20 protein-coding genes and 4 tRNA genes are annotated in these 18,648 nt (G+C 59.4%); 15 read left to right on the top strand and 9 right to left on the bottom strand.

Annotation, left to right across the window (positions count from 1 at the left end; all coding sequences use genetic code 11):
* Nucleotides 1-7: 7 nt before the first annotated feature.
* Both serS and cysG read left to right on the top strand, forming a co-directional pair.
* Complete coding sequence (gene serS / locus E8E75_RS05200) at nucleotides 8-1,288, top strand: serine--tRNA ligase (protein WP_120651275.1); 1,281 nt, start codon at nucleotides 8-10, stop codon at nucleotides 1,286-1,288.
* A 122-nt stretch (nucleotides 1,289-1,410) separates the two neighbouring features.
* Nucleotides 1,411-2,805 (top strand): siroheme synthase CysG, encoded by a 1,395-nt coding sequence (gene cysG / locus E8E75_RS05195; RefSeq protein WP_120651274.1) that lies wholly within the window; start codon nucleotides 1,411-1,413, stop codon nucleotides 2,803-2,805.
* On the opposite strand, the gene E8E75_RS05190 is transcribed toward cysG, so the two are convergent.
* The 7 genes from E8E75_RS05190 to E8E75_RS05160 all read right to left on the bottom strand — a co-directional run bounded on the left by E8E75_RS05190 (nucleotide 2,790) and on the right by E8E75_RS05160 (nucleotide 7,036).
* Entirely contained in the window at nucleotides 2,790-3,803 is a 1,014-nt protein-coding gene (locus E8E75_RS05190) for a glutathione S-transferase family protein (RefSeq protein ID WP_153922506.1), read from the bottom strand. The two genes, cysG and E8E75_RS05190, sit on opposite strands and share 16 nt — an antisense overlap.
* Before the next feature lie 85 nt (nucleotides 3,804-3,888).
* Nucleotides 3,889-4,872: a glycosyl transferase family protein gene (locus E8E75_RS05185; protein ID WP_153922504.1), complete on the bottom strand. Its 984-nt coding sequence runs from the start codon at nucleotides 4,870-4,872 to the stop codon at nucleotides 3,889-3,891.
* Complete coding sequence (locus E8E75_RS05180; RefSeq protein ID WP_120651271.1) at nucleotides 4,869-5,204, bottom strand: TusE/DsrC/DsvC family sulfur relay protein; 336 nt, start codon at nucleotides 5,202-5,204, stop codon at nucleotides 4,869-4,871. Before E8E75_RS05180 ends, E8E75_RS05185 begins: the two co-directional genes overlap by 4 nt.
* The gene (gene tusB / locus E8E75_RS05175; RefSeq protein WP_120651270.1) at nucleotides 5,201-5,503 is read right to left on the bottom strand and encodes a sulfurtransferase complex subunit TusB; all 303 of its coding nucleotides are present in this window, start codon (nucleotides 5,501-5,503) and stop codon (nucleotides 5,201-5,203) included. The genes E8E75_RS05180 and tusB overlap by 4 nt, the downstream gene beginning before the upstream one ends.
* On the bottom strand, nucleotides 5,503-5,859 hold the full coding sequence (tusC, locus tag E8E75_RS05170; RefSeq protein WP_120651269.1) for a sulfurtransferase complex subunit TusC: 357 nt from the start codon (nucleotides 5,857-5,859) through the stop codon (nucleotides 5,503-5,505). The genes tusB and tusC overlap by 1 nt, the downstream gene beginning before the upstream one ends.
* Before the next feature lies 1 nt (nucleotide 5,860).
* Entirely contained in the window at nucleotides 5,861-6,253 is a 393-nt protein-coding gene (gene tusD, locus E8E75_RS05165; RefSeq protein ID WP_120651268.1) for a sulfurtransferase complex subunit TusD, read from the bottom strand.
* Nucleotides 6,254-6,367: 114 nt separating this feature from the next.
* Entirely contained in the window at nucleotides 6,368-7,036 is a 669-nt protein-coding gene (locus E8E75_RS05160) for a Bax inhibitor-1/YccA family protein (protein WP_153922502.1), read from the bottom strand.
* 126 nt (nucleotides 7,037-7,162) lie between these two features.
* On the opposite strand from E8E75_RS05160, the gene E8E75_RS05155 reads away from it, so the two are divergent.
* Nucleotides 7,163-7,252, top strand: a tRNA-Ser gene (locus E8E75_RS05155).
* Nucleotides 7,253-7,515: 263 nt separating this feature from the next.
* Here E8E75_RS05155 and E8E75_RS05150 read toward each other — a convergent pair.
* A complete protein-coding gene (locus E8E75_RS05150; RefSeq protein WP_153922500.1) occupies nucleotides 7,516-7,656 on the bottom strand; it encodes a hypothetical protein in 141 nt (46 codons plus the stop codon).
* Nucleotides 7,657-7,723: 67 nt separating this feature from the next.
* On the opposite strand from E8E75_RS05150, the gene E8E75_RS05145 reads away from it, so the two are divergent.
* Both E8E75_RS05145 and E8E75_RS05140 read left to right on the top strand, forming a co-directional pair.
* Complete coding sequence (locus E8E75_RS05145; RefSeq protein ID WP_120655209.1) at nucleotides 7,724-8,653, top strand: malate dehydrogenase; 930 nt, start codon at nucleotides 7,724-7,726, stop codon at nucleotides 8,651-8,653.
* Nucleotides 8,654-8,743: 90 nt separating this feature from the next.
* Nucleotides 8,744-9,085 (top strand): YciI family protein, encoded by a 342-nt coding sequence (locus E8E75_RS05140; protein WP_153922496.1) that lies wholly within the window; start codon nucleotides 8,744-8,746, stop codon nucleotides 9,083-9,085.
* Nucleotides 9,086-9,257: 172 nt separating this feature from the next.
* Here E8E75_RS05140 and E8E75_RS05135 read toward each other — a convergent pair whose 3' ends face one another.
* Nucleotides 9,258-9,458, bottom strand: coding sequence for a hypothetical protein (locus E8E75_RS05135; protein ID WP_153922494.1), 201 nt, complete (start codon nucleotides 9,456-9,458; stop codon nucleotides 9,258-9,260).
* 486 nt (nucleotides 9,459-9,944) lie between these two features.
* Between E8E75_RS05135 and E8E75_RS05130 the strand changes: the two genes are divergently transcribed.
* The 10 genes from E8E75_RS05130 to E8E75_RS05085 all read left to right on the top strand — a co-directional run bounded on the left by E8E75_RS05130 (nucleotide 9,945) and on the right by E8E75_RS05085 (nucleotide 18,641).
* Nucleotides 9,945-11,732, top strand: a complete 1,788-nt coding sequence (locus E8E75_RS05130) for a multicopper oxidase domain-containing protein (protein ID WP_256673357.1) — start codon at nucleotides 9,945-9,947, stop codon at nucleotides 11,730-11,732.
* A 39-nt stretch (nucleotides 11,733-11,771) separates the two neighbouring features.
* Entirely contained in the window at nucleotides 11,772-12,398 is a 627-nt protein-coding gene (locus tag E8E75_RS05125; protein ID WP_153922492.1) for an SCO family protein, read from the top strand.
* Nucleotides 12,399-12,688: 290 nt separating this feature from the next.
* Nucleotides 12,689-13,333 (top strand): UvrY/SirA/GacA family response regulator transcription factor, encoded by a 645-nt coding sequence (uvrY, locus tag E8E75_RS05120; protein ID WP_120651263.1) that lies wholly within the window; start codon nucleotides 12,689-12,691, stop codon nucleotides 13,331-13,333.
* 1 nt (nucleotide 13,334) lies between these two features.
* The gene (gene uvrC / locus E8E75_RS05115; RefSeq protein WP_153922491.1) at nucleotides 13,335-15,158 is read left to right on the top strand and encodes an excinuclease ABC subunit UvrC; all 1,824 of its coding nucleotides are present in this window, start codon (nucleotides 13,335-13,337) and stop codon (nucleotides 15,156-15,158) included.
* Between the two features lie 32 nt (nucleotides 15,159-15,190).
* The gene (gene pgsA / locus E8E75_RS05110) at nucleotides 15,191-15,751 is read left to right on the top strand and encodes a CDP-diacylglycerol--glycerol-3-phosphate 3-phosphatidyltransferase (protein WP_120651261.1); all 561 of its coding nucleotides are present in this window, start codon (nucleotides 15,191-15,193) and stop codon (nucleotides 15,749-15,751) included.
* A 70-nt stretch (nucleotides 15,752-15,821) separates the two neighbouring features.
* A tRNA-Gly gene (locus E8E75_RS05105) sits at nucleotides 15,822-15,897 on the top strand.
* A 41-nt stretch (nucleotides 15,898-15,938) separates the two neighbouring features.
* A tRNA-Cys gene (locus E8E75_RS05100) sits at nucleotides 15,939-16,012 on the top strand.
* A gap of 188 nt (nucleotides 16,013-16,200) precedes the next feature.
* Nucleotides 16,201-16,286: transfer RNA gene (locus tag E8E75_RS05095), tRNA-Leu, on the top strand.
* Between the two features lie 604 nt (nucleotides 16,287-16,890).
* On the top strand, nucleotides 16,891-17,175 hold the full coding sequence (locus E8E75_RS05090; RefSeq protein ID WP_120651260.1) for a hypothetical protein: 285 nt from the start codon (nucleotides 16,891-16,893) through the stop codon (nucleotides 17,173-17,175).
* Nucleotides 17,176-17,279: 104 nt separating this feature from the next.
* Nucleotides 17,280-18,641: a UDP-glucose/GDP-mannose dehydrogenase family protein gene (locus E8E75_RS05085; protein ID WP_153922488.1), complete on the top strand. Its 1,362-nt coding sequence runs from the start codon at nucleotides 17,280-17,282 to the stop codon at nucleotides 18,639-18,641.
* Nucleotides 18,642-18,648 lie beyond the last annotated feature (7 nt).

The raw sequence follows: 18,648 nt of genomic DNA, 5'->3' as shown, positions 1-18,648 counted from the left end.
ACCTGACATGCTCGACGCCAAACTGGTCCGCACCCAGCCCCGGGAAATCGCGGAACGCCTTGCCACCCGCGGTTTTGAACTTGACGTAGCGCGCCTGGAAGCGCTGGAGAACCAGCGCAAGTCCGTGCAGGTCCGCACTGAGCAGCTGCAGGCCGAGCGTAACGCCCGTTCCAAATCCATTGGACAGGCCAAGCAGCGCGGCGAAGACATCACGCCCCTACTAGCCGAAGTCGATCGGATGGGCAATGAGCTTGAAGAGGGTAAGCGCGAGCTGGAAAGCATCCAGGTCGAGCTCGACAACCTGCTGCTGAACATTCCGAACCTGCCCCACGAGTCCGTACCGGTAGGCGAGGATGAAGAAGGTAACGTTGAAGTGCGTCGCTGGGGCACCCCGCGCAGCTTCGACTTCGGCGTCAAGGACCACGTTGCCCTTGGCGAGCAGCACGGCTGGCTGGATTTCGAAACCGCCGCCAAGCTCTCCGGCGCCCGTTTCGCCCTGCTGCGTGGTCCCATTGCCCGCCTGCACCGTGCCCTGGCGCAGTTCATGATCAATCTGCATGTAACTGACCACGGCTACGAAGAAGCTTACACGCCGTATCTGGTCCAGGCCCCGGCCTTGCAGGGCACCGGCCAGTTGCCCAAGTTCGAGGAGGACCTGTTCAAGATATCCCGCGAGAACGAGGCTGACTTCTACCTGATTCCGACCGCAGAAGTTTCCCTGACCAATATCGTTGCGGGTGAGATCGTCGACGCCAAGCAACTGCCGATCAAGTTCGTTGCTCATACTCCGTGCTTCCGCAGCGAGGCCGGTGCCTCGGGTCGCGATACGCGCGGCATGATCCGCCAGCACCAGTTCGACAAGGTCGAGATGGTGCAGATCGTCGAGCCATCCAAGTCCTTCGAGGCCCTGGAAGGCATGACCGCCAACGCCGAGCGTGTACTGCAGCTGCTCGAGCTGCCTTACCGCGTTCTGGCCCTGTGCACCGGCGACATGGGCTTCAGCGCCACCAAGACTTACGACCTCGAAGTCTGGGTGCCTAGCCAGGACAAGTACCGCGAGATTTCATCCTGCTCCAACTGCGGTGATTTCCAGGCTCGCCGCATGCAGGCACGCTACCGCAATTCGGAAACTGGCAAACCCGAGCTGGTGCATACCCTGAATGGCTCTGGCCTTGCCGTGGGGCGCACGCTTGTTGCCGTTCTCGAGAATTATCAGCAGGCCGACGGTAGCATCCGCGTACCCGAAGTTCTGAAGCCTTACATGGGCGGCATCGAATTCATCGGCTGATTGCCATCCCCTGTATCAGCGGGGGAAATGCAAGGCCTCACCGCCCGCGTCCTAGCCTGGCTGCATGCGGGCGGTGACCGTTCAAGCGCTACCTCCAACCGTTACTGCTAAAAGGCACTGCTATGGATTTCCTCCCGCTGTTCCACAATCTTCAAGGGCGCAATGTGCTCGTGGTCGGTGGGGGTGAGGTGGCCCTGCGCAAGGCGCGTCTGCTCGCCGATGCGGGCGCCCGGTTGCGAGTAGTTGCGCCGGAAGTCGATGCACAGTTGTTGGAGATGGTGGTCCAGAGCGCCGGCGAGTCGTATCTGCGCGGCTATCAGGAAGCTGACTTGCACGCTTGTGTCCTGGTTGTGGCTGCCAGCGATGACAAGGCGTTGAACGCTGAAGTATCGGTCCAGGCCCAGGCACGTGGAATCCCGGTCAACGTGGTGGACGCTCCCAAACTTTGCAGTGTGATCTTTCCCGCTATAGTCGATCGCTCTCCGCTGATCGTTGCCGTATCAAGTGCTGGCGACGCTCCCGTCCTGGCGCGATTGATTCGGGCGAAGATCGAGACCTGGATCCCTTCTGCCTATGGCCAACTGGCTGGCCTGGCGAAGAAGTTCCGTGACCAGGTGAAAGCCCTTCTCCCTGATGTGCAGCAGCGGCGTGTGTTCTGGGAAGAGGTCTTTCAGGGGCCAGTGGCCGAGCGCATGCTGGCCGGGCAAGGCGCCGAAGCCGAGCGTCTGCTGGCCGAGCGAGTGGCTGGCGGTGCACCCAAGGCCTTGGGTGAGGTTTATCTGGTAGGTGCCGGGCCGGGCGATCCGGACTTGCTGACCTTCCGTGCCTTGCGCCTGATGCAGCAGGCTGACGTTGTACTTTACGACCGCCTGGTTGCCGCGCCGATCATCGAACTCTGCCGTCGTGATGCAGAGCGCATCTACGTCGGCAAGCGTCGTGCCGACCATGCGCTGCCTCAGGACGAAATCAATCGTCTGTTGATCGAGCAGGCCAAGCTGGGCAAGCGGGTATTGCGCCTGAAAGGTGGTGACCCCTTCATCTTTGGTCGCGGAGGCGAGGAGATCGAAGAACTGGCGGCCGAAGGGATTCCGTTCCAGGTCGTTCCAGGCATAACCGCTGCGTCCGGCTGCGCCGCCTATGCAGGCATCCCGCTCACCCACCGCGACTATGCACAATCGGTGCGTTTCGTTACCGGTCACCTGAAAGACGGAAGCTGCGATCTGCCATGGGCAGATCTGGTCTCTCCGGGCCAGACTCTGGTGTTCTACATGGGGCTGGTGGGTCTTCCGCTGATTTGCGAGCAACTCATTGCGCATGGTCGCGCTGGCGACACTCCGGCAGCTCTGGTGCAGCAAGGCACCACCAGCCGCCAGCGTGTTTTCACTGGAACCCTGGCCAACCTGCCGCAGCTAGTGGCAGAGCATGAGGTCCACGCGCCCACCCTGGTCATCGTGGGTGAAGTAGTGACCCTGCGCGATAAACTGGCCTGGTTCGAAGGGGCTCAGGCCGGAGTCTGAGCCTTGTGCGCCACAGGGAGCGCTTTCAGGTGCCCCCGTCCGTGTGGGCGCGTGAAGTCCTGTGTCGGGCCCAACGGCACTACACCCGTGGGATTGATGGTGCGATGGCTGGCGTAATAGTGGTGCTTGATATGCGTGAAGTTCACCGTATCGGCAACGGCCGGCCACTGGTACAGCTCGCGCAGCCATCCTGAGAGGTTGGGGTAATCTTCAAGGCGTCGCAGGTTGCACTTGAAGTGTCCGTGGTAAACGGCGTCGAAGCGGACCAGAGTGGTGAAGAGTCGCCAGTCCGCTTCGGTGATTCGCTCTCCTGCCAGATAACGTCGCGATTCCAGAAGTGCATCCAACTGGTCCAGCTCATCGAACAGTGCGTGGAAGGCTTCTTCATAGGCGGCTTGTGTCGTGGCGAAGCCTGCGCGATACACACCGTTGTTGATCGCCGGGTAGATGCGCTCGTTGAGTGCGTCGATCTCGTTGCGCAGCGCTTGCGGATAGAAATCCAGAGTATTGCCGGTGAGATGGTCGAAGGCGCTGTTGAACATCCGGATGATCTCGGAGGATTCGTTGCTGACGATGCGCCCGGTCTTTTTGTCCCAGAGTAGCGGCACTGTGACCCGGCCGCTGTAGTCGGAGCTGTCCTGTGTGTAGCGCTGATGCAGGTAGTCGAATCCGTCCAGCTTGTCACCGGTTGAGCCGTAACGCGGGTCGAACGTCCAGCCCTGCTCTAGCATCAGCCAACTGACCACTGACACGTCGATCAGCGATTTCAGGCCCTTGAGCTTGCGGAAGATCAGAGTGCGATGCGCCCAGGGGCAGGCCAGGGATACATATAGGTGATAGCGACCGGATTCGGCAGGGAACCCGCCTAGGCCTGACGGACCTGGCGATCCATCAGCAGTGATCCAGTTACGCCTGCGTGCGCTTTCGCGCTGAAATCGTCCGTCCTTGGCGGTGTCGTACCACTTGTCATGCCATTTTCCATCGATCAACAGGCCCATGACTGGTCTCCGAATTTGGGTTCGGATTCCAGTCTATCGAGAAGCGATCGATGGAAAAGCGCAAAATGATGGGATTTGATATCGACTAAATTGATATCTTGCGCTCGGCCCAGATTCTATCTGCTTCTTCGAAGGCCTCTTCGCGTTTCATGCCCATACCGCGCAGGGCGAGGGCCATGGTGGAGCGTATTGCCAGAAGGCCGTAGTCATCACCGCTCTTGCCGTGCCAGACCGCGACCAGATGGCCGGGATCCAGGCTTTCTGGCTTCACGTGCCGTAAGGGAGATAGCGCCGGCCACTCCTCATCCCAGGACTGGCCATCGTGCGTGCCATAGAGGTGGCAAGCGGTATCGGGGTTGACCTCGATCTCGCCGCCTTCTCCCTTGATCACAATGGCGTGATCGCTGAGTAGACGGCTCGCTTCGCGGTGCTCCGCCTGGTAGCCAGGATGGAAGATACTCTGCAGGCCGCAGCGGGCATTGAGCGGGTTGAGGATGCGTGCCAGGGAGTGGATGGGAGACCGCAGGCCAAGGGTGTTGCGCAGATCGATCATTCGCTGCAACTGCGGCGCCCATGCCCCCAGGGGAATGAAAGCCAGATGGCGTTCATCGAGGGCTCCGGCGACCTGATCCCAATCCCGGCAAAGCGGAATGTCCAGAAGATCCAGCAATTGCTCGCTATACATGCGGCCGGCGGTATGAGCACCACCGCCGTGCAGGACGATGCGTATGCCGCTATCGGCCAGCGCCTTGGCCGCCAGCAGGTACCAGGGTAGATGACGTTTCTTGCCGGCGTAGCTAGGCCAGTCCAGGTCCACCTCGATCCGTGGTGCCTGATTGCGTTGGCGGAAGGCTTCGGTGAAGCCGGCCAGTTCTTCGGCATTCTCTTCCTTGTGCCGCAGGAGCATGAGGAAGGCACCGAGCTGCGTGTCTTCCACGTTGCCGTCGAGGAGCATACCCATGGCTTCGCAGGCTTCCTCGCGAGTCATGTTGCGGGCGCCGCGCTTGCCTTTTCCGAGGATGCGCACGAACTGGGCAAATGGGTGTTCCGTTGGGGTGACAAGATTCATAGGCAGTTGGTCGGCTTTGGAAGTCCCGCCAGCTTGGCGGCAAGCTTGGCAGGAGCGCCTTTGAACAGGCGATTCAGGTGCAGGCTGTTACCCTTTTCCGGCCCCAGTTTCTGAGCTACGTACTTGACCAGCGGGCGGTTCGCTGGTGACAGCTGGAACTCGGCATAGAAACCGCGAAGCAAATCGAGAATCTCCCAGTGTTCCGGTTGCAGGGCCAGCTCCTCTAGATCGGCCAGCGCATTGGCAACGGCCGGGCTCCAGTCGCTCAGCTCCTGAAGGTAGCCGTCTTTGTCTAGCGGGATGCTGCGCCCGTCTATCACTAATTCGCTCATAGCCAGCTGTTCACCTTGTCATAGCGGCAGCAGAGCTCGACGAATGCCGGATAGTCCACGGTGTTCAGGCGCGCCGGAAGGGCGGCGAGGGCGCGGGCTTGCAGGTCTTCCGCAAGAGCGTGCAGGGCAATCGAGTCAGGCATCAGATCCAGCGCCTGGCGGGTCAGGCTGCCAGGTTGCAGTGCGTAGACGGCGTCGCCACTTAGTAGCAGGCCATCATTGGGACCCAGCAGGTGCAGGCAGCTTCCGAGGCGGCTATCGGAAAAGGGAGAGTGGGAGAGAACGTGCAGGGTGGCCATCAGAGTGTGAGCACCTGGTCATAACGGTCGATAAGGGAAGTCAGGGCGCTATCGTCTAGGATTTCCACTGCCAGGTTCAGGTCGGTGCCGTCCAGGCCGCGCTCCTGCAGGCTGCGTGCGGAGACGAAGAGCGACTCGACACCGAACAGCGGCAGGGCCTGGAGGTTGGCAGTAAGGTCCTTCTGTTGGAGTGTCGTCGGCTGCTGATTAGGAGCAAGCTGGAACACCCCATCATCGAGGAACAGCAGGCCAAGTGGCAGGTCGAACGCGCCGCCGGCGAGAGCTATATCCAGGGCTTCGCGCGCTCCGGGACCACTCCACGGGGCTTGGCGGCTGATGATGAGCATGGATTTCATCTCAGTTGCCTCCGAAGCTGACCAGTCGATCGGCCATTTGCGCTGCTTCATGCAGCTGCCCCAGTCCGGAAAGCTCCCAGCCTTCTGCCAGGTTGGCTGCGGGGCGTTCATAGCGTTGCGCTTCTTCTGAGTTCAGCACGCCTCGACGGAGCGCTGCAGCAATGCAGACGACGCCATCCAACTGGTGCTTGTGTACGAAGGCGCTCCACTCGGCGGCGAGGTTCGGCTCATCCTGGGGGGCGATGGCGTTGGCGGAGGCACTGTGCACGCCTTCCTGGTAGAAGAACAACCGGACGATTTCATGGCCCCCGGCAAGGCAGGCCTCGGCGAAGCGGAGGGCGCGACGGGAGGAGGGCGCATGGGGCGGGGCGAACAGGGCGATGGCGAATTTCATGGTCGCTCGGGCGAATGGAAAACTGCTGGAATGATACGGCTAGACGCGCCCTTTTACCCGCCCGGACAGAAAAAAGCCCGCCGAAGCGGGCTAGTCCGAGGAGATGGCTGGCGATCAATCGTTGCTGCTAAGTACGCCAACCAGTTGCAGCAAGCTGATGAACAGGTTGTAGATGGACACGTACAGGCTGATGGTGGCCATGATGTAGTTGCGTTCGCCGCCGTGGATGATCGCGCTGGTCTGGAACAGGATGCAGACCGACGAGAAAACCACGAAGCTGGCGCTGATTGCCAACTGCAGGCCGCTGATATTGAAGAAGAAGCTTGCCAGCATGGCGCCGATCAGGACGAAGAAACCGGCAGTGATGAAACCACCGAGGAAGCTCATGTCCTTGCGAGTGGTCAGCACGTAGGCGGACAGACCGAAGAACACCAGCGCGGTCATGGCGAAGGCCGAACTCACCACTTCACCGCCGTTGGGCATCCCGAGGTACATGTTGAGGATGGGGCCCAGCGTGTAGCCCATGAAGCCGGTCAAGGCGAAAGTGGATACCAGGCCCCAGGCGGAGTTACGTAGTTTCACGGTAAGGAAGAAAAGACCGTAGAAACCAATCAGTACCACGAAGAAGCTGGGGTAAGGCACGCGCATCTGTTGCGCCGCGTAGGCGACCAGGCCGCTGAACGCAAGCGTCAGGGCCAGCAGCCCGTACGTGTTGCGCAGCACGCGGCTGACTTCAAGCTGCTCAGCCTGCGCAGGGTTGAGGGCATAATTCTGTTCGTTCATCGCGACACTCCCGATTTGTTTTCCGTGACCTTGGTCAGTGCTGGATATTAACAGAGGCGTGGAAGGCGCCGATTGCAAGAGTTTGACAGCGTGTTGCGTTCCGGTAGTATGGCGCCCCGCGCAAGTGGAGGTGTGGCCGAGTGGTTTAAGGCAGCGGTCTTGAAAACCGCCGAAGGGGAGACTCTTCCGTGAGTTCGAATCTCACCGCCTCCGCCATCTAATTAGCTGATTTTCAAAGAATTTTTCCTGAAGAATCCCTGAAAGGGAACATTTTGGGAACAAAATGGGAATATAGCTCAAAAAAAGGGGGCCTCTAGAGGCCCCCTTTTTGTATCTGCAGCTAGCGGAACCGTGGCCGCGCTTCACACGCTTTCAACTACGCCAATCCGCTTGGTTCTCCAGGCTTTCCTGAAGTGCCTCGTCGATGCTGCCAGGTTATTCCTCGCAAGAGCGGCGGCAATCAACGAGGCTGGTGCGGATCAGTTGGCGGCGTACTTCTGATCGATCTTGCGTTTTTCCAGGGTGTACTGGGTGACGGGGTAGAACCCCACCCCAGGATCCCGATTCAGCTTCTGCCCATTAGCGACGGTCTCGGCCACCTTCGGGTGGTCTTTTTGCATCTGCGGGCAATACTTCTCTGCAAGGCTGGGCGTGTTGCTGATGGAGCGCGCCGCCGGGAGGTGTGAGGTGAAAAAGCTATCAATCGTGGGTGTCGGTATGGTGGGTGAGGCGGCCGCTCAGATCATCGCCCGGGAAGAGTTCTGTCGTGAGTTGATGTTGATTGATGTGCAGGGTGAGTTGGCACAGGGCAAGGCGCTCGACGTCTGGCAGGCGGCAGTTGAGTCAGGTTCCGATACTCGGGTTTACGGCGGGTCCAATGCCGAGTTGCTGCAGGACTCTGACCTAGTGGTGATTACGGCGGGTGTGCCCCGCAAGCCTGGTCAGTCGCGCCAGGATGTATTGAGCATCAATCTGCCAATTCTCGACGGCATCATGCTGGATATTAATCGTCATGCTCCGGCGGCGACGGTGTTGGTGGTGTCGAACCCGGTCGATGTGCTGACCTATCGGGCTTGGAGTCTCAGTGGGCTGGGACGCGACAGGGTGTTTGGCCAGGCAGGGGTGTTGGATACAGCGCGCATGAAGTGTTTCATTGCCGAGGAGACAGGGTTTTCTGCTCGGGATATCACGGCGCTGGTGCTGGGAGGGCACGGCGATAGCATGGTGCCGCTGATGCGATACTGTGCGGTCGGTTCGGTGCCGCTGTCTCACTTCCTGACCAGTCAGCAAATAGAGCGGATTGTAGAGCGCACGCGTCAGGGCGGCGGCGAGATTCTTGGGTTGAAGAAGGTGGGGAGCGCCTGCGATGCTCCGGGCGTGGCAATTGCACAGATGGTGGATGCTATCGCCAATGGGCGAAACCGCATTTTGCCGGCGGTCGCGATTCTCGAGGGCGAGTACGGGCGAACAGGCATTGCCATGGGGGTCCCCTGTGTGCTGGCAGAGGCGGGGCTTGTGCGGGTGATCGAGTTACCTCTGGATACGCAGGAGCAGGCGATGTTCGACCACTCTGCCGATCAGGTGGTGCGTGATATCGCTGAGATGAAGGCTTTGTGAGCAGCGTATGTGAGGAGGGCGTGTCGCCTACTAATAGTTAGGCCGCACATACGCATCACGACCGCCATCATTACCAACAGAAAGAACACCATGGCCAAATATCTGATCTCCTTCCCCAGTGCGGCGATGGTCGTGCCCAAAAGTGAGCTGGAGGTGGTGGGCCGCCACGCGCGCGCTGTGATCGACGAGGCGAAGGCTGCCGGCGTCTACGTCTTCGGAGGCGGCATCGACGAAGACGTGCCGCCCGCGCTCGTCTCAGCTGACGGCGCGGTCACCGATGGCGGCTACCCGTGGGCGCCCCCGCTTAACGGCGGATTCACCGTGCTCGAACTGCCCTCGCGCGAGGAGGCCGTCGCATGGGCCGCGCGTATTGCAAGGGCCTGCCGCTGCGATCAGGAGTTGCGCGTCTTCGGGGTCGCCCCGGAGTCCTGACGGTGGTCGGTGCGGCCTAACAAATCATTCAGGCCGACGTCGCTTCGCGGCGCGGCTCAACTCAGGCGTTAGTGTCCGTCTAGGGGCGATTCAGTGTTTTGAGAGCATTCTGGAGACAGAAGGTAATGGGGGTCGCCTCGAAAGAGGGGCCCCCAGTGTCGTTTCAGGCACTTCAAGTCCTGCTGTTCAGCCTCTGGCATTCGCCCACCGCCATGGCCTCTTCCTGATGCTTGCCACCGACATAGTCGCCGGTGGCCCGGTCGATAATCCGGTACCAGCAGCAATCCAGCGCTGTTCCTCCGAGCGCTTCACTATTTCTGATCCCTCTGGCCTGGACATTTGGAACCCTTTTCACCGAGAAGCGTGCACTCATGGTGGAACTCCTTGTGTAGGTAGAAGTGGAGCATTTTTGATAGCTGGACCTTATCGAACTCGCAACCTGGATCTCGATACCGATCATTTCAGAGGTCCAGGTCGCTTTCATGTCGCCAAGCATTCGTCATTTGCCGATCTCCTGGCCCATTGCCCACCGCCAGGTTTCTCGATTTCGTTACATCACAGCACTTCAGCGTAAGCCTTTGACCGCTCATCCCTGAGTGGCAGCATTCCCCTCCGTCTTCAATCCCTGTTCAGGTGCTCTATCTCGGGCTTTTCGCCACTTACAGACAGGCGCGTCAATTTGATGACCGCTAGCATTTACATTTTGAAACATTTGCACTTTAGTCAGGTTATTGACGTTCTGCGGCGCTAAACAGAAACGAGCAAAAGCTCAAACAGCCCAAACCTTCACTGGTGCAGTTCCTCTAGAGACGCCACAAGGCGTCCGTCCGGTGTCGAGGGCCAGCAACTGGAGATGGTCATGAAACGCCCTGACTGCGAGCACGCAACAGGTCGGTCTGAGGAACAGCCCGACGGCGAGGGGAGAAGGAATTTCCTGAAACTGACGGCAGCGACGATGGCGGCGCCACTGCTAATGACAGGTATGAAAGCGCGGGCTGAAACCGTGCCACCCGTGTTCCCGCCAAGCCCGCCCACCGTTCCCTGGGCCCATGAACTGCCCATGCAGGTCAACCCGGTGGGCACAGTATCGTCCCTGAGCCCGCCCCCAACTGAGGTTGCCAACGTTGCTGCGGGCGAAGCGGGGCGCAATCCCCACCAGCGCTGGGCGCAGTTCGGGCCGGGTGCGTTGCTCTACGAGATCAGTGCCACGGAGCGAAATGACTGGGTCTACAGCCCTTCCTATCCGCCCCAGCGGATCTGGGGTTATCAGGCCAACAGTAATCCAGATAAGACCATGCCCAGCGCTACCTTCTTTGCGCGCTATGGGCGCCCCCTGATCTGCCGTATCCATAACAAGTTGCCGCAGAATCATGTGGGCTTCGGTACGCCGGAAATCTCAACTCACTTGCACAATCTGCATTGTGGGTCGGAAAGCGATGGTTTCCCGGGTGACTACTACAGCCCCACCAAGCATGGTCCGACGCTTTCGGCCAACGGCAGATTCAAGGATCACCTGTACTCGAACGTGAAGGCGGGGTTCGAGGCACGACAGGATCTGGTTGGGGACCCCACCGAGGCGCTTGGCACGCTCTTCTATCACGACCACACGCTGGACTTCACAGCTCCCAACCTCTACCTCGGGCTGGCGGGGTTCTACTACATATTCGATGAGTTGGATTCTGGAAATGAGGCCGATCCCAATCCCAATGCTCTACGTTTACCGAGCCATCCGTACGACTACCCGCTGAACTTTAACGATCGGCGTTTCGATGCGAGCGGAAGGCTGTTCTACGACCAGGTGAACCCCGAAGGGGTGCTGGGCGACAAGGTCGCGGTGAATGGACGAATCGAGCCTGTACTGCGAGTAGCGGCGCGCAAGTATCGTTTCCGTCTGCTTAACACTGGGCCGAGTCGCTTCTACAACTTCGCCCTGGTGTCGCCGACCAATGTGATGCAGAAATTCACTCACATCTCCAATGACGGCAACTTGTTCCCGGCTCCGTTGCTGAATCAGACCAACGTGACCCTGGGCGTGGCCGAGCGCGCGGACATAGTGGTTGATTTCTCGAAGTACGTGATCGGGACCCAGTTGTATTTGGTTAACCGCATGCGTCAGATAGAAACCCGGCTACCGAAGGACATCAAGGAGCCTGGCGACCGGGTGCTCAAGATCATCGTTGACCGTTACCCGCCGGCCCAGGATTTGAGTCGGGTTCCAGCTTCCTTGCGACCCCTGCCTCTGATCACCCAGGCGGAGATCAGCTCAGCACCGGTGCGGCGCTGGATCTTCGAGCGCGACAAGGGCATGTGGGCAATCAACGGCAAGTTCGTCGATGTGAACAGTCCGCGGGCACAGATACCCAAGGGCGGTTATGAGATCTGGGAACTCTCCAACGTCAACGACGGCTGGAGCCATCCCATTCATATTCACTTCGAAGAAGGACGAATCCTGCAGAAGATCGTCAAGGGCGTCAGTGTGCCCATTCCGGCCCACGAACGAGGGCGCAAGGATGTCTTTGTGGTCGAGCCTTTCACCACGTTGCGCGTGTTCCTGCGCTTCCGCGACTACAAGGGCAAGTTCCCGATGCATTGCCACAACCTGATCCACGAAGATCACGCCATGATGCTGCGCTGGGACATCGTCTGAAGCCGATTGCAGGGCAACTTCGAGGTGGGAGGAATCATCATGAACACGCGAAGAAAGATGCTGGCTGGAATGGGTGGTGCGGCTGCCTTGCTGGCCGGATGGGCTGCCACTCGCGGAGGCGGTGAATTGGTCGAAACCGCTTACGCAAAGGGAGCCGGGGCCGTTGCATTTCCCAATGTCACGCTTTACACGCATGAGGGCCGCAAGGTGAGGTTCTACGACGACCTCATCCGTGGGAAGGTCGTTACTTTCAACATGATGTACACACAGTGCACGGGCAAATGCCCGACCATGACGGCGAACCTGCGCCAGTTCCAGCAACTGCTGGGCGACCGCGCAGGGCGGAGTGTGTTCATGCACTCCATTACCCTGCAGCCGTTGCTGGATACGCCCGATGTGCTCAAGGCTTATGTCGAGAAGTACCACATCGGTCAGGGTTGGGAGTTCCTTACCGGGGATCCAGAAGACATCGAGGCCATCCGTTTCAGTCTGGGTTTCTATGACGTGGATCCGGAGGTCGATCGCGATCTGGCCAGCCATACTGGCCTTGTCCGTATGGGGAATGACAGTTACGAGCGCTGGACAATGGCGCCTGCCCTGACCGGGCCGCAGCACATCTTTGCCACGCTGAACCACGTTGATCGCGCATGGGGTGCGACCTACTGACTTGTTCGAGGGTGTCCCTGGCTTTACAGGGGCGCCCTCGCATTTGTTGCAAGCTTTTCCTTGTCATCTACTTCATGAGTGTTACCTAATCCATTGTAAATAAACGTTTTTTTCTCGCCTTCTGTATTTGATTAGACCTCTGTCCGGTTCTTCTCGGTTGAGAAATTGGCGCTACTCCTTTGACGTGCGTTGCATCTGGCGCTAGGTCATTCTCTGGTCATTTGCTAATGTGAGCCTCATTTGAACAAGCTTGCTGCCCAGGCAGCGCGCGATGCACTGCGAGGTGTCGCTTGATTAGGGTGCTGGTGGTCGATGACCACGATCTAGTGAGAATGGGGATTACCCGCATGCTGGCCGATATTGACGGCCTGCAAGTGGTAGGACAGGCCGATAGTGGCGAGGAAGCACTCAAGAAAGCACGGGAGCTCAAGCCCGATGTCGTCCTGATGGACGTCAAGATGCCAGGCATCGGCGGTCTCGAAGCGACTCGCAAGCTTCTGCGCAGTCATACGGATATAAAGGTGGTCGCGGTGACCGCCTGTGAGGAAGACCCCTTTCCGACCCGTTTGCTGCAGGCGGGGGCGGCCGGTTACCTGACGAAGGGCGCAGCCTTGGAAGAAATGATCCAGGCGATTCGCCAGGTCTTCGCAGGGCATCGGTTCATCAGCCCGCAGATCGCGCAGCAATTGGCGCTCAAGTCCTTCCAGCCCCAGGCCAGTGGTTCGCCTTTCGATCTGCTATCAGAGCGCGAGATTCAGATCGCTCTCATGATCGCCAACTGCCAGAAGGTGCAGAGTATTTCGGACAAGCTCTGCCTGTCGCCGAAGACGGTGAATACCTACCGTTATCGGATCTTCGACAAGCTTTCAATTTCCAGCGATGTGGAGTTGGCGTTGCTGGCTGTTCGCCACGGCATGGTAGACGCCGTCAGCTAAGATGTCCGATTCCTTCGACGCAAGTGCTTTCCTTGCCGCCTGTAGTGGTCGTCCGGGTGTTTACCGGATGCTCGATGCTGGCGGCGAGCTGCTTTATGTGGGCAAGGCGAAGAACCTGAAGAAGCGCCTTGCCAGCTATTTCCGCAAGACCGGGCTGGCGCCCAAGACCGCGGCCTTGGTGGCGCGGATCGTTCAAGTCGAGACGACCATTACCGCCAACGAGACAGAGGCGCTGTTGCTTGAACAGACGCTGATAAAGGAATGGCGGCCGCCCTACAACATCCTGCTGCGGGACGATAAGTCCTATCCGTATGTGCATCTGAGCGATGGCGATTTTCCGAGGCTGAGCATCCACCGCGGAGCGAAAAAGAAGAAGGGCCGCTACTTTGGCCCCTATCCCAGTGCCGGTGCCATCCGCGAAAGCCTCAACCTCCTGCAGAAGGCTTTCCTGGTTCGCCAATGCGAAGACAGCTACTACAAGAACCGCACTCGACCTTGCCTGCAGTACCAGATCAAACGCTGCAAGGCGCCTTGCGTGGCGCTGGTGGACCCGGCGGAGTATGCCGAGGACGTGCGGCACTCGATCATGTTCCTGGAAGGACGTAGCAATGCGCTATCCCAGGAGCTATCTACCGGAATGGAAGAGGCGGCGCAGCGGCTCGACTTCGAACGAGCGGCAGAGCTTCGCGACCAGGTAGCCATCCTGCGTCGGGTGCAAGATCAGCAGAGCATGGAAGGCGGTACGGGCGACATCGACGTGGTTGCCGCGATCGCCACGCCAGGTGGCGCTTGTGTCCACTTGATCAGCGTTCGAGGTGGTCGTGTGCTGGGCAGCAAGAATTTCTTCCCCCAGGTGGGCATCGAGGAGGAGTCTGCAGATGTCCTGGTGGCCTTCATCGCCCAGTACTACCTCGGCAATCAGGAGCGGGATCTACCAGGCGAGCTCATCGTCAATACGACCCATGAAGACTTCCCGACACTGGTCGCAGCGCTGGCTGAGTTGCGTGGCCGGGAACTGGATATCAGTCACCGGGTGCGTGGCACGCGTGCGCGCTGGCAGCAGCTTGCAGTTACCAATGCGGAGCAGGCACTGTCTGCGCGGCTGGCCAACCGGCAACACACGGCTGCACGCTTCGAGGCTCTCGCCGAGGCCCTTGGACTGGACGAAGCGCCACAGCGCCTGGAGTGCTACGACATCAGCCATTCCAGCGGCGAGGCCACTGTTGCATCGTGCGTCGTATTCGGTCCCGAAGGCGCACTGAAGTCGGACTACCGACGCTACAACATCGAGGGTGTCACCGCTGGCGACGACTACGCAGCTATGCATCAGGCCCTTTCGCGCCGCTTCGGCAAACTCAAGGACGGGGAGGGCAAGCTGCCCGATATCCTGCTGGTGGATGGCGGCAAGGGGCAGTTGGCCATGGCCCAGGAAGTGTTGAAGGAGCTGGCTGTGCCGGAGCTGATCCTGCTTGGCGTCGCCAAGGGTGTCACCCGCAAGCCCGGGTTTGAAACGCTCTACCTGAACGATGCCGCGCACGAGTTCACCCTGCCGGCGGACTCTCCCGCATTGCACCTGATCCAGCAGATTCGCGACGAGGCGCACCGTTTCGCCATCACCGGTCACCGCGCCCGGCGAGGCAAGGCGCGACGTACCTCGAGCCTGGAAGATGTGGCCGGGGTAGGGCCCAAGCGTCGCCGGGAGCTGCTCAAGCACTTCGGTGGGCTGCAGGAACTCAGTCGAGCAAGCATCGAGGAGATCGCCAAGGCGCCAGGTATCAGCAAAAAGCTTGCTGAGTCGATTTATGCCGCACTGCACAGCGAGTAGAATGCGGCCTTCCTTCAGAACCAGCCGTAACGATGAATATTCCTAACCTCCTCACCGTTCTGCGCGTACTGCTCATCCCCGTCTTCATCCTGCTTTTCTATCTGCCGTTCTCCTGGAGCTATCTGGCAGCCAGTGCAGTCTTCGCCATTGCCGCGGTCACCGACTGGTTCGACGGCTACCTGGCCCGTCGCTGGCAACAAAGCACGCCTTTTGGCGCCTTCCTCGATCCTGTGGCGGACAAGCTGATGGTGGCAGTGGCGCTGGTGTTGCTGGTGGAAGAACACCACAACCTCTGGTTGACCCTGCCTGCGGCTACCATTATCGGTCGCGAGATCGTGGTTTCGGCCTTGCGTGAATGGATGGCGGAACTGGGCGCGCGCGCTCATGTGGCGGTATCCAATCTGGGCAAATGGAAGACCGCGGCGCAGATGGTGGCGCTGGTCATCCTGCTGGCCAATCCGCCGCTGCTCAACTTCTGGGTGGGCGTTGGGTATTTCCTGCTGATCCTTGCTGCGGCACTCACGCTTTGGTCCATGCTGCACTACCTGCTGGCCGCATTGCCGCACCTCAGCACCGACCCGAAGGAAAAATAAAAGTTTTTTTGAATCAAGGGGTTGACGGCTGTTAATGAATCTATAGAATGGCGCCCGTCAACACGACAAAGCGGGAATAGCTCAGTTGGTAGAGCACGACCTTGCCAAGGTCGGGGTCGCGAGTTCGAGTCTCGTTTCCCGCTCCAGTTTCACGCGATGACGCCGCCGCTAGCGGCGTCATCGTTCAGGCCGGATGGCAGAGTGGTCATGCAGCGGATTGCAAATCCGTGTACGCCGGTTCGATTCCGACTTCGGCCTCCATCTAAAAAGCCCCGTAGATCAAAAGTCTACGGGGCTTTTTTCATGCGCTTAAAAAAGTTGCGGTATTTTCGGGGCCAGGCACCGGGGTCGGGGAATTAGTCGTCCCCAAGACGGGCGTTCGACGCCTAAGTGATTGATTCGAAATTTTATTTGGGCTTAAATCAGCGCCCTGCACCAATCCCCCTCCTGCCCGGATGGCGAAATCGGTATACGCAGAGCACTTAAAATGCTTCGCCCTTTGGGCTTGCGGGTTCGAGTCCCGCTCCGGGCACCAATAAAATCAGTCACTTTCTCCGTCTTATTCAAGTGGAATCTGCGCTTGCCTGAATATTCCTGCGAGCGAGAATCGGATGTTGAGTCCGTTCGGTTCCAGACCATTCTTGTGCCGAAAGAAATCGGTCTAAAAAGGCGCTACCGGAAGCAAGGGGCTTTGCTAGATTCAATATCAGTAGGTGGATACGCAGACTGATGCGCAAGCGGATAGCGAGGAAACGTGGGGCGCGTTCCGAAGGGTACACGGTTAGAAAGATCTCCCCGATGAGATCCAGCCCTTACGCCGTGTGAAGCAGAAGAGCTACTGGCTTCTGTGGGATGCCTGATAAACCTTGCAAGCCGGAAACCAGCGCCGGCCACCTACTACGAATTCCAGGCCCGCCACGTGCGGGCCTGTTCGTGTCTGGCGATATCTGCACCGCAACTCCTTGGTTTATGATCGCCTGACATGCCGTGGATGAGGGCTCATCTACGGCAATGCAGAACCTTTGAACCCACGAGCGGACTAAGGCTGAAGCTGCGCAACGCCTTCATGGCGAATCAGTGGCGCAAATTCGGCTAGCTTTAGGCGAACCTGAATGGATCAGGCGCAAGGGAGGAATCGAATGGAATCGAAAGAGCAGCACCTTGTGCGTTTGCTCAGCCTGACTACCCGCAGCCTCACCCATCTCACGGCAGCAATGAGCGAAATGTCGTTCGAGATGATGCGTAGCGAGGACCCTGCGGTAAAGAGCGCAGGAAGGCGCATGATCGACCACCTTGCTGCCATCGGTGCCGGGCTGGATCAGCATTGGGAGGCACTGGCCAGCTACAGTGGCGTGCCGATGGTCCATGAGGGCAATGAAACCCTGGTGGAACTTGAACTGAACGAACTTCCCCAGGAATCCTGAACAGACGGTCCTATAAGGACCGTTTCTCCGTTCTGTCACATCGTCGTCACGGCCTTGCCATCGGCCTTGGATGGAATCCGCCTATCACAGGTGGAGGGCTATCCATGCGGCTATGCGTGATTGGTGCGGGTTATGTGGGCTTGGTGACGGCAACCTGTTTTGCCGAGATGGGCAACCAGGTCATCTGCGTGGAGCGAGACCCGTGCCGCCTGGCGCGCCTGGCGAGTGGCCAGGTGCCGATCTATGAACCTGGTCTGGAGTCCATGCTCCAGGCGCATCTCGCCAGCGGCCTGCTGAGTTTCACCGCGCAACTGGAAGAGGGCGCCCGGCAAGCCGACATCATTTTTATTGCCGTTGGCACTCCCAGCGGCGAAGACGGTTCGGCTGACTTGTCCCATGTGCTCGCCGTGGCCGATGAGCTTGGCTTGGTTCTCAGGCATCCGTGCATCGTGGTGGACAAATCCACTGTACCCGTGGGGACGGCAGAGCGGGTTGCGCAGCGTATCCATATCGGTCTCTCGGCTCGTGGCCTCGAATTCCGGGTGCAGGTAGCGAGCAATCCGGAGTTTCTCAAGGAAGGCTCTGCCATTGATGATTTCATGCGCCCGGACCGGGTCATCATTGGCTGCGATCATCCTGGTTCCAGTGAGCAACTGCGTCGCCTCTATGCGCCTTTCCTGCGTAACCACGAGCGCGTGCTCGCCATGGGCGTGCGTGCGGCAGAGTTCACCAAGTACGCCGCCAATGCCTTTCTCGCCACCAAGATTTCTTTCATGAACGAGATGGCGGGTATTTGCGCGCGGCTTGGCGTGGACATCGAGGATGTGCGCCGCGGGATCGGCAGTGACAGACGCATCGGCACCCACTTCATTTATGCGGGTTGTGGCTACGGCGGTTCCTGCTTTCCCAAGGATGTGCGCGCGCTGATCCGTACTGCTGAACAGGAAGGTATGGAGCCCGGCATCCTGCGCGCCGTGGAGGCGCGTAACGCGCTGCAGAAGACTCTGTTGTTCCAGACGGTGCGTGAGCATTTCAATGGATTCCTGCAGGGCAGGGTGGTTGCGCTCTGGGGGCTGGCCTTCAAGCCGGGTACAGACGACCTGCGCGAAGCGCCCAGTCTGGTATTGCTGGATGCCCTGCTGCAGTCCGGTGCGCGGGTACAGGCCCATGATCCGGTGGCCAATGCCGGGGTCGCTGCGCGCTATCCGAAAGCGGTGGAGTCGGGGCAGCTGCGCTTGCTGGACTCGCCCTATAGCGCGGCTGAAGGTGTCGATGCGTTGGTGCTGGTCACCGAGTGGAAGCAGTTCCGCCAACCGAACTTCGAGCGAATTCGTGGTCTTATGCGCATGCCCGTGATCTTTGATGGACGCAATCTCTACGAGCCGGCGCAACTGGTCGAAGCGGGGTTCCTCTATCGCGGCATAGGACGGCCCGCAAGCGGGCATTGTAAGGCGAGTGCCGCCTGATTAGACT

It is taken from the genome of Pseudomonas sp. BN606, from assembly GCF_029873115.1.
In the GTDB taxonomy this organism is placed as follows: Bacteria; Pseudomonadota; Gammaproteobacteria; order Pseudomonadales; family Pseudomonadaceae; genus Metapseudomonas.
The sequence above is the reverse complement of the archived record's forward strand: the minus strand, read 5'-3'. Positions and strand labels throughout refer to the sequence as shown.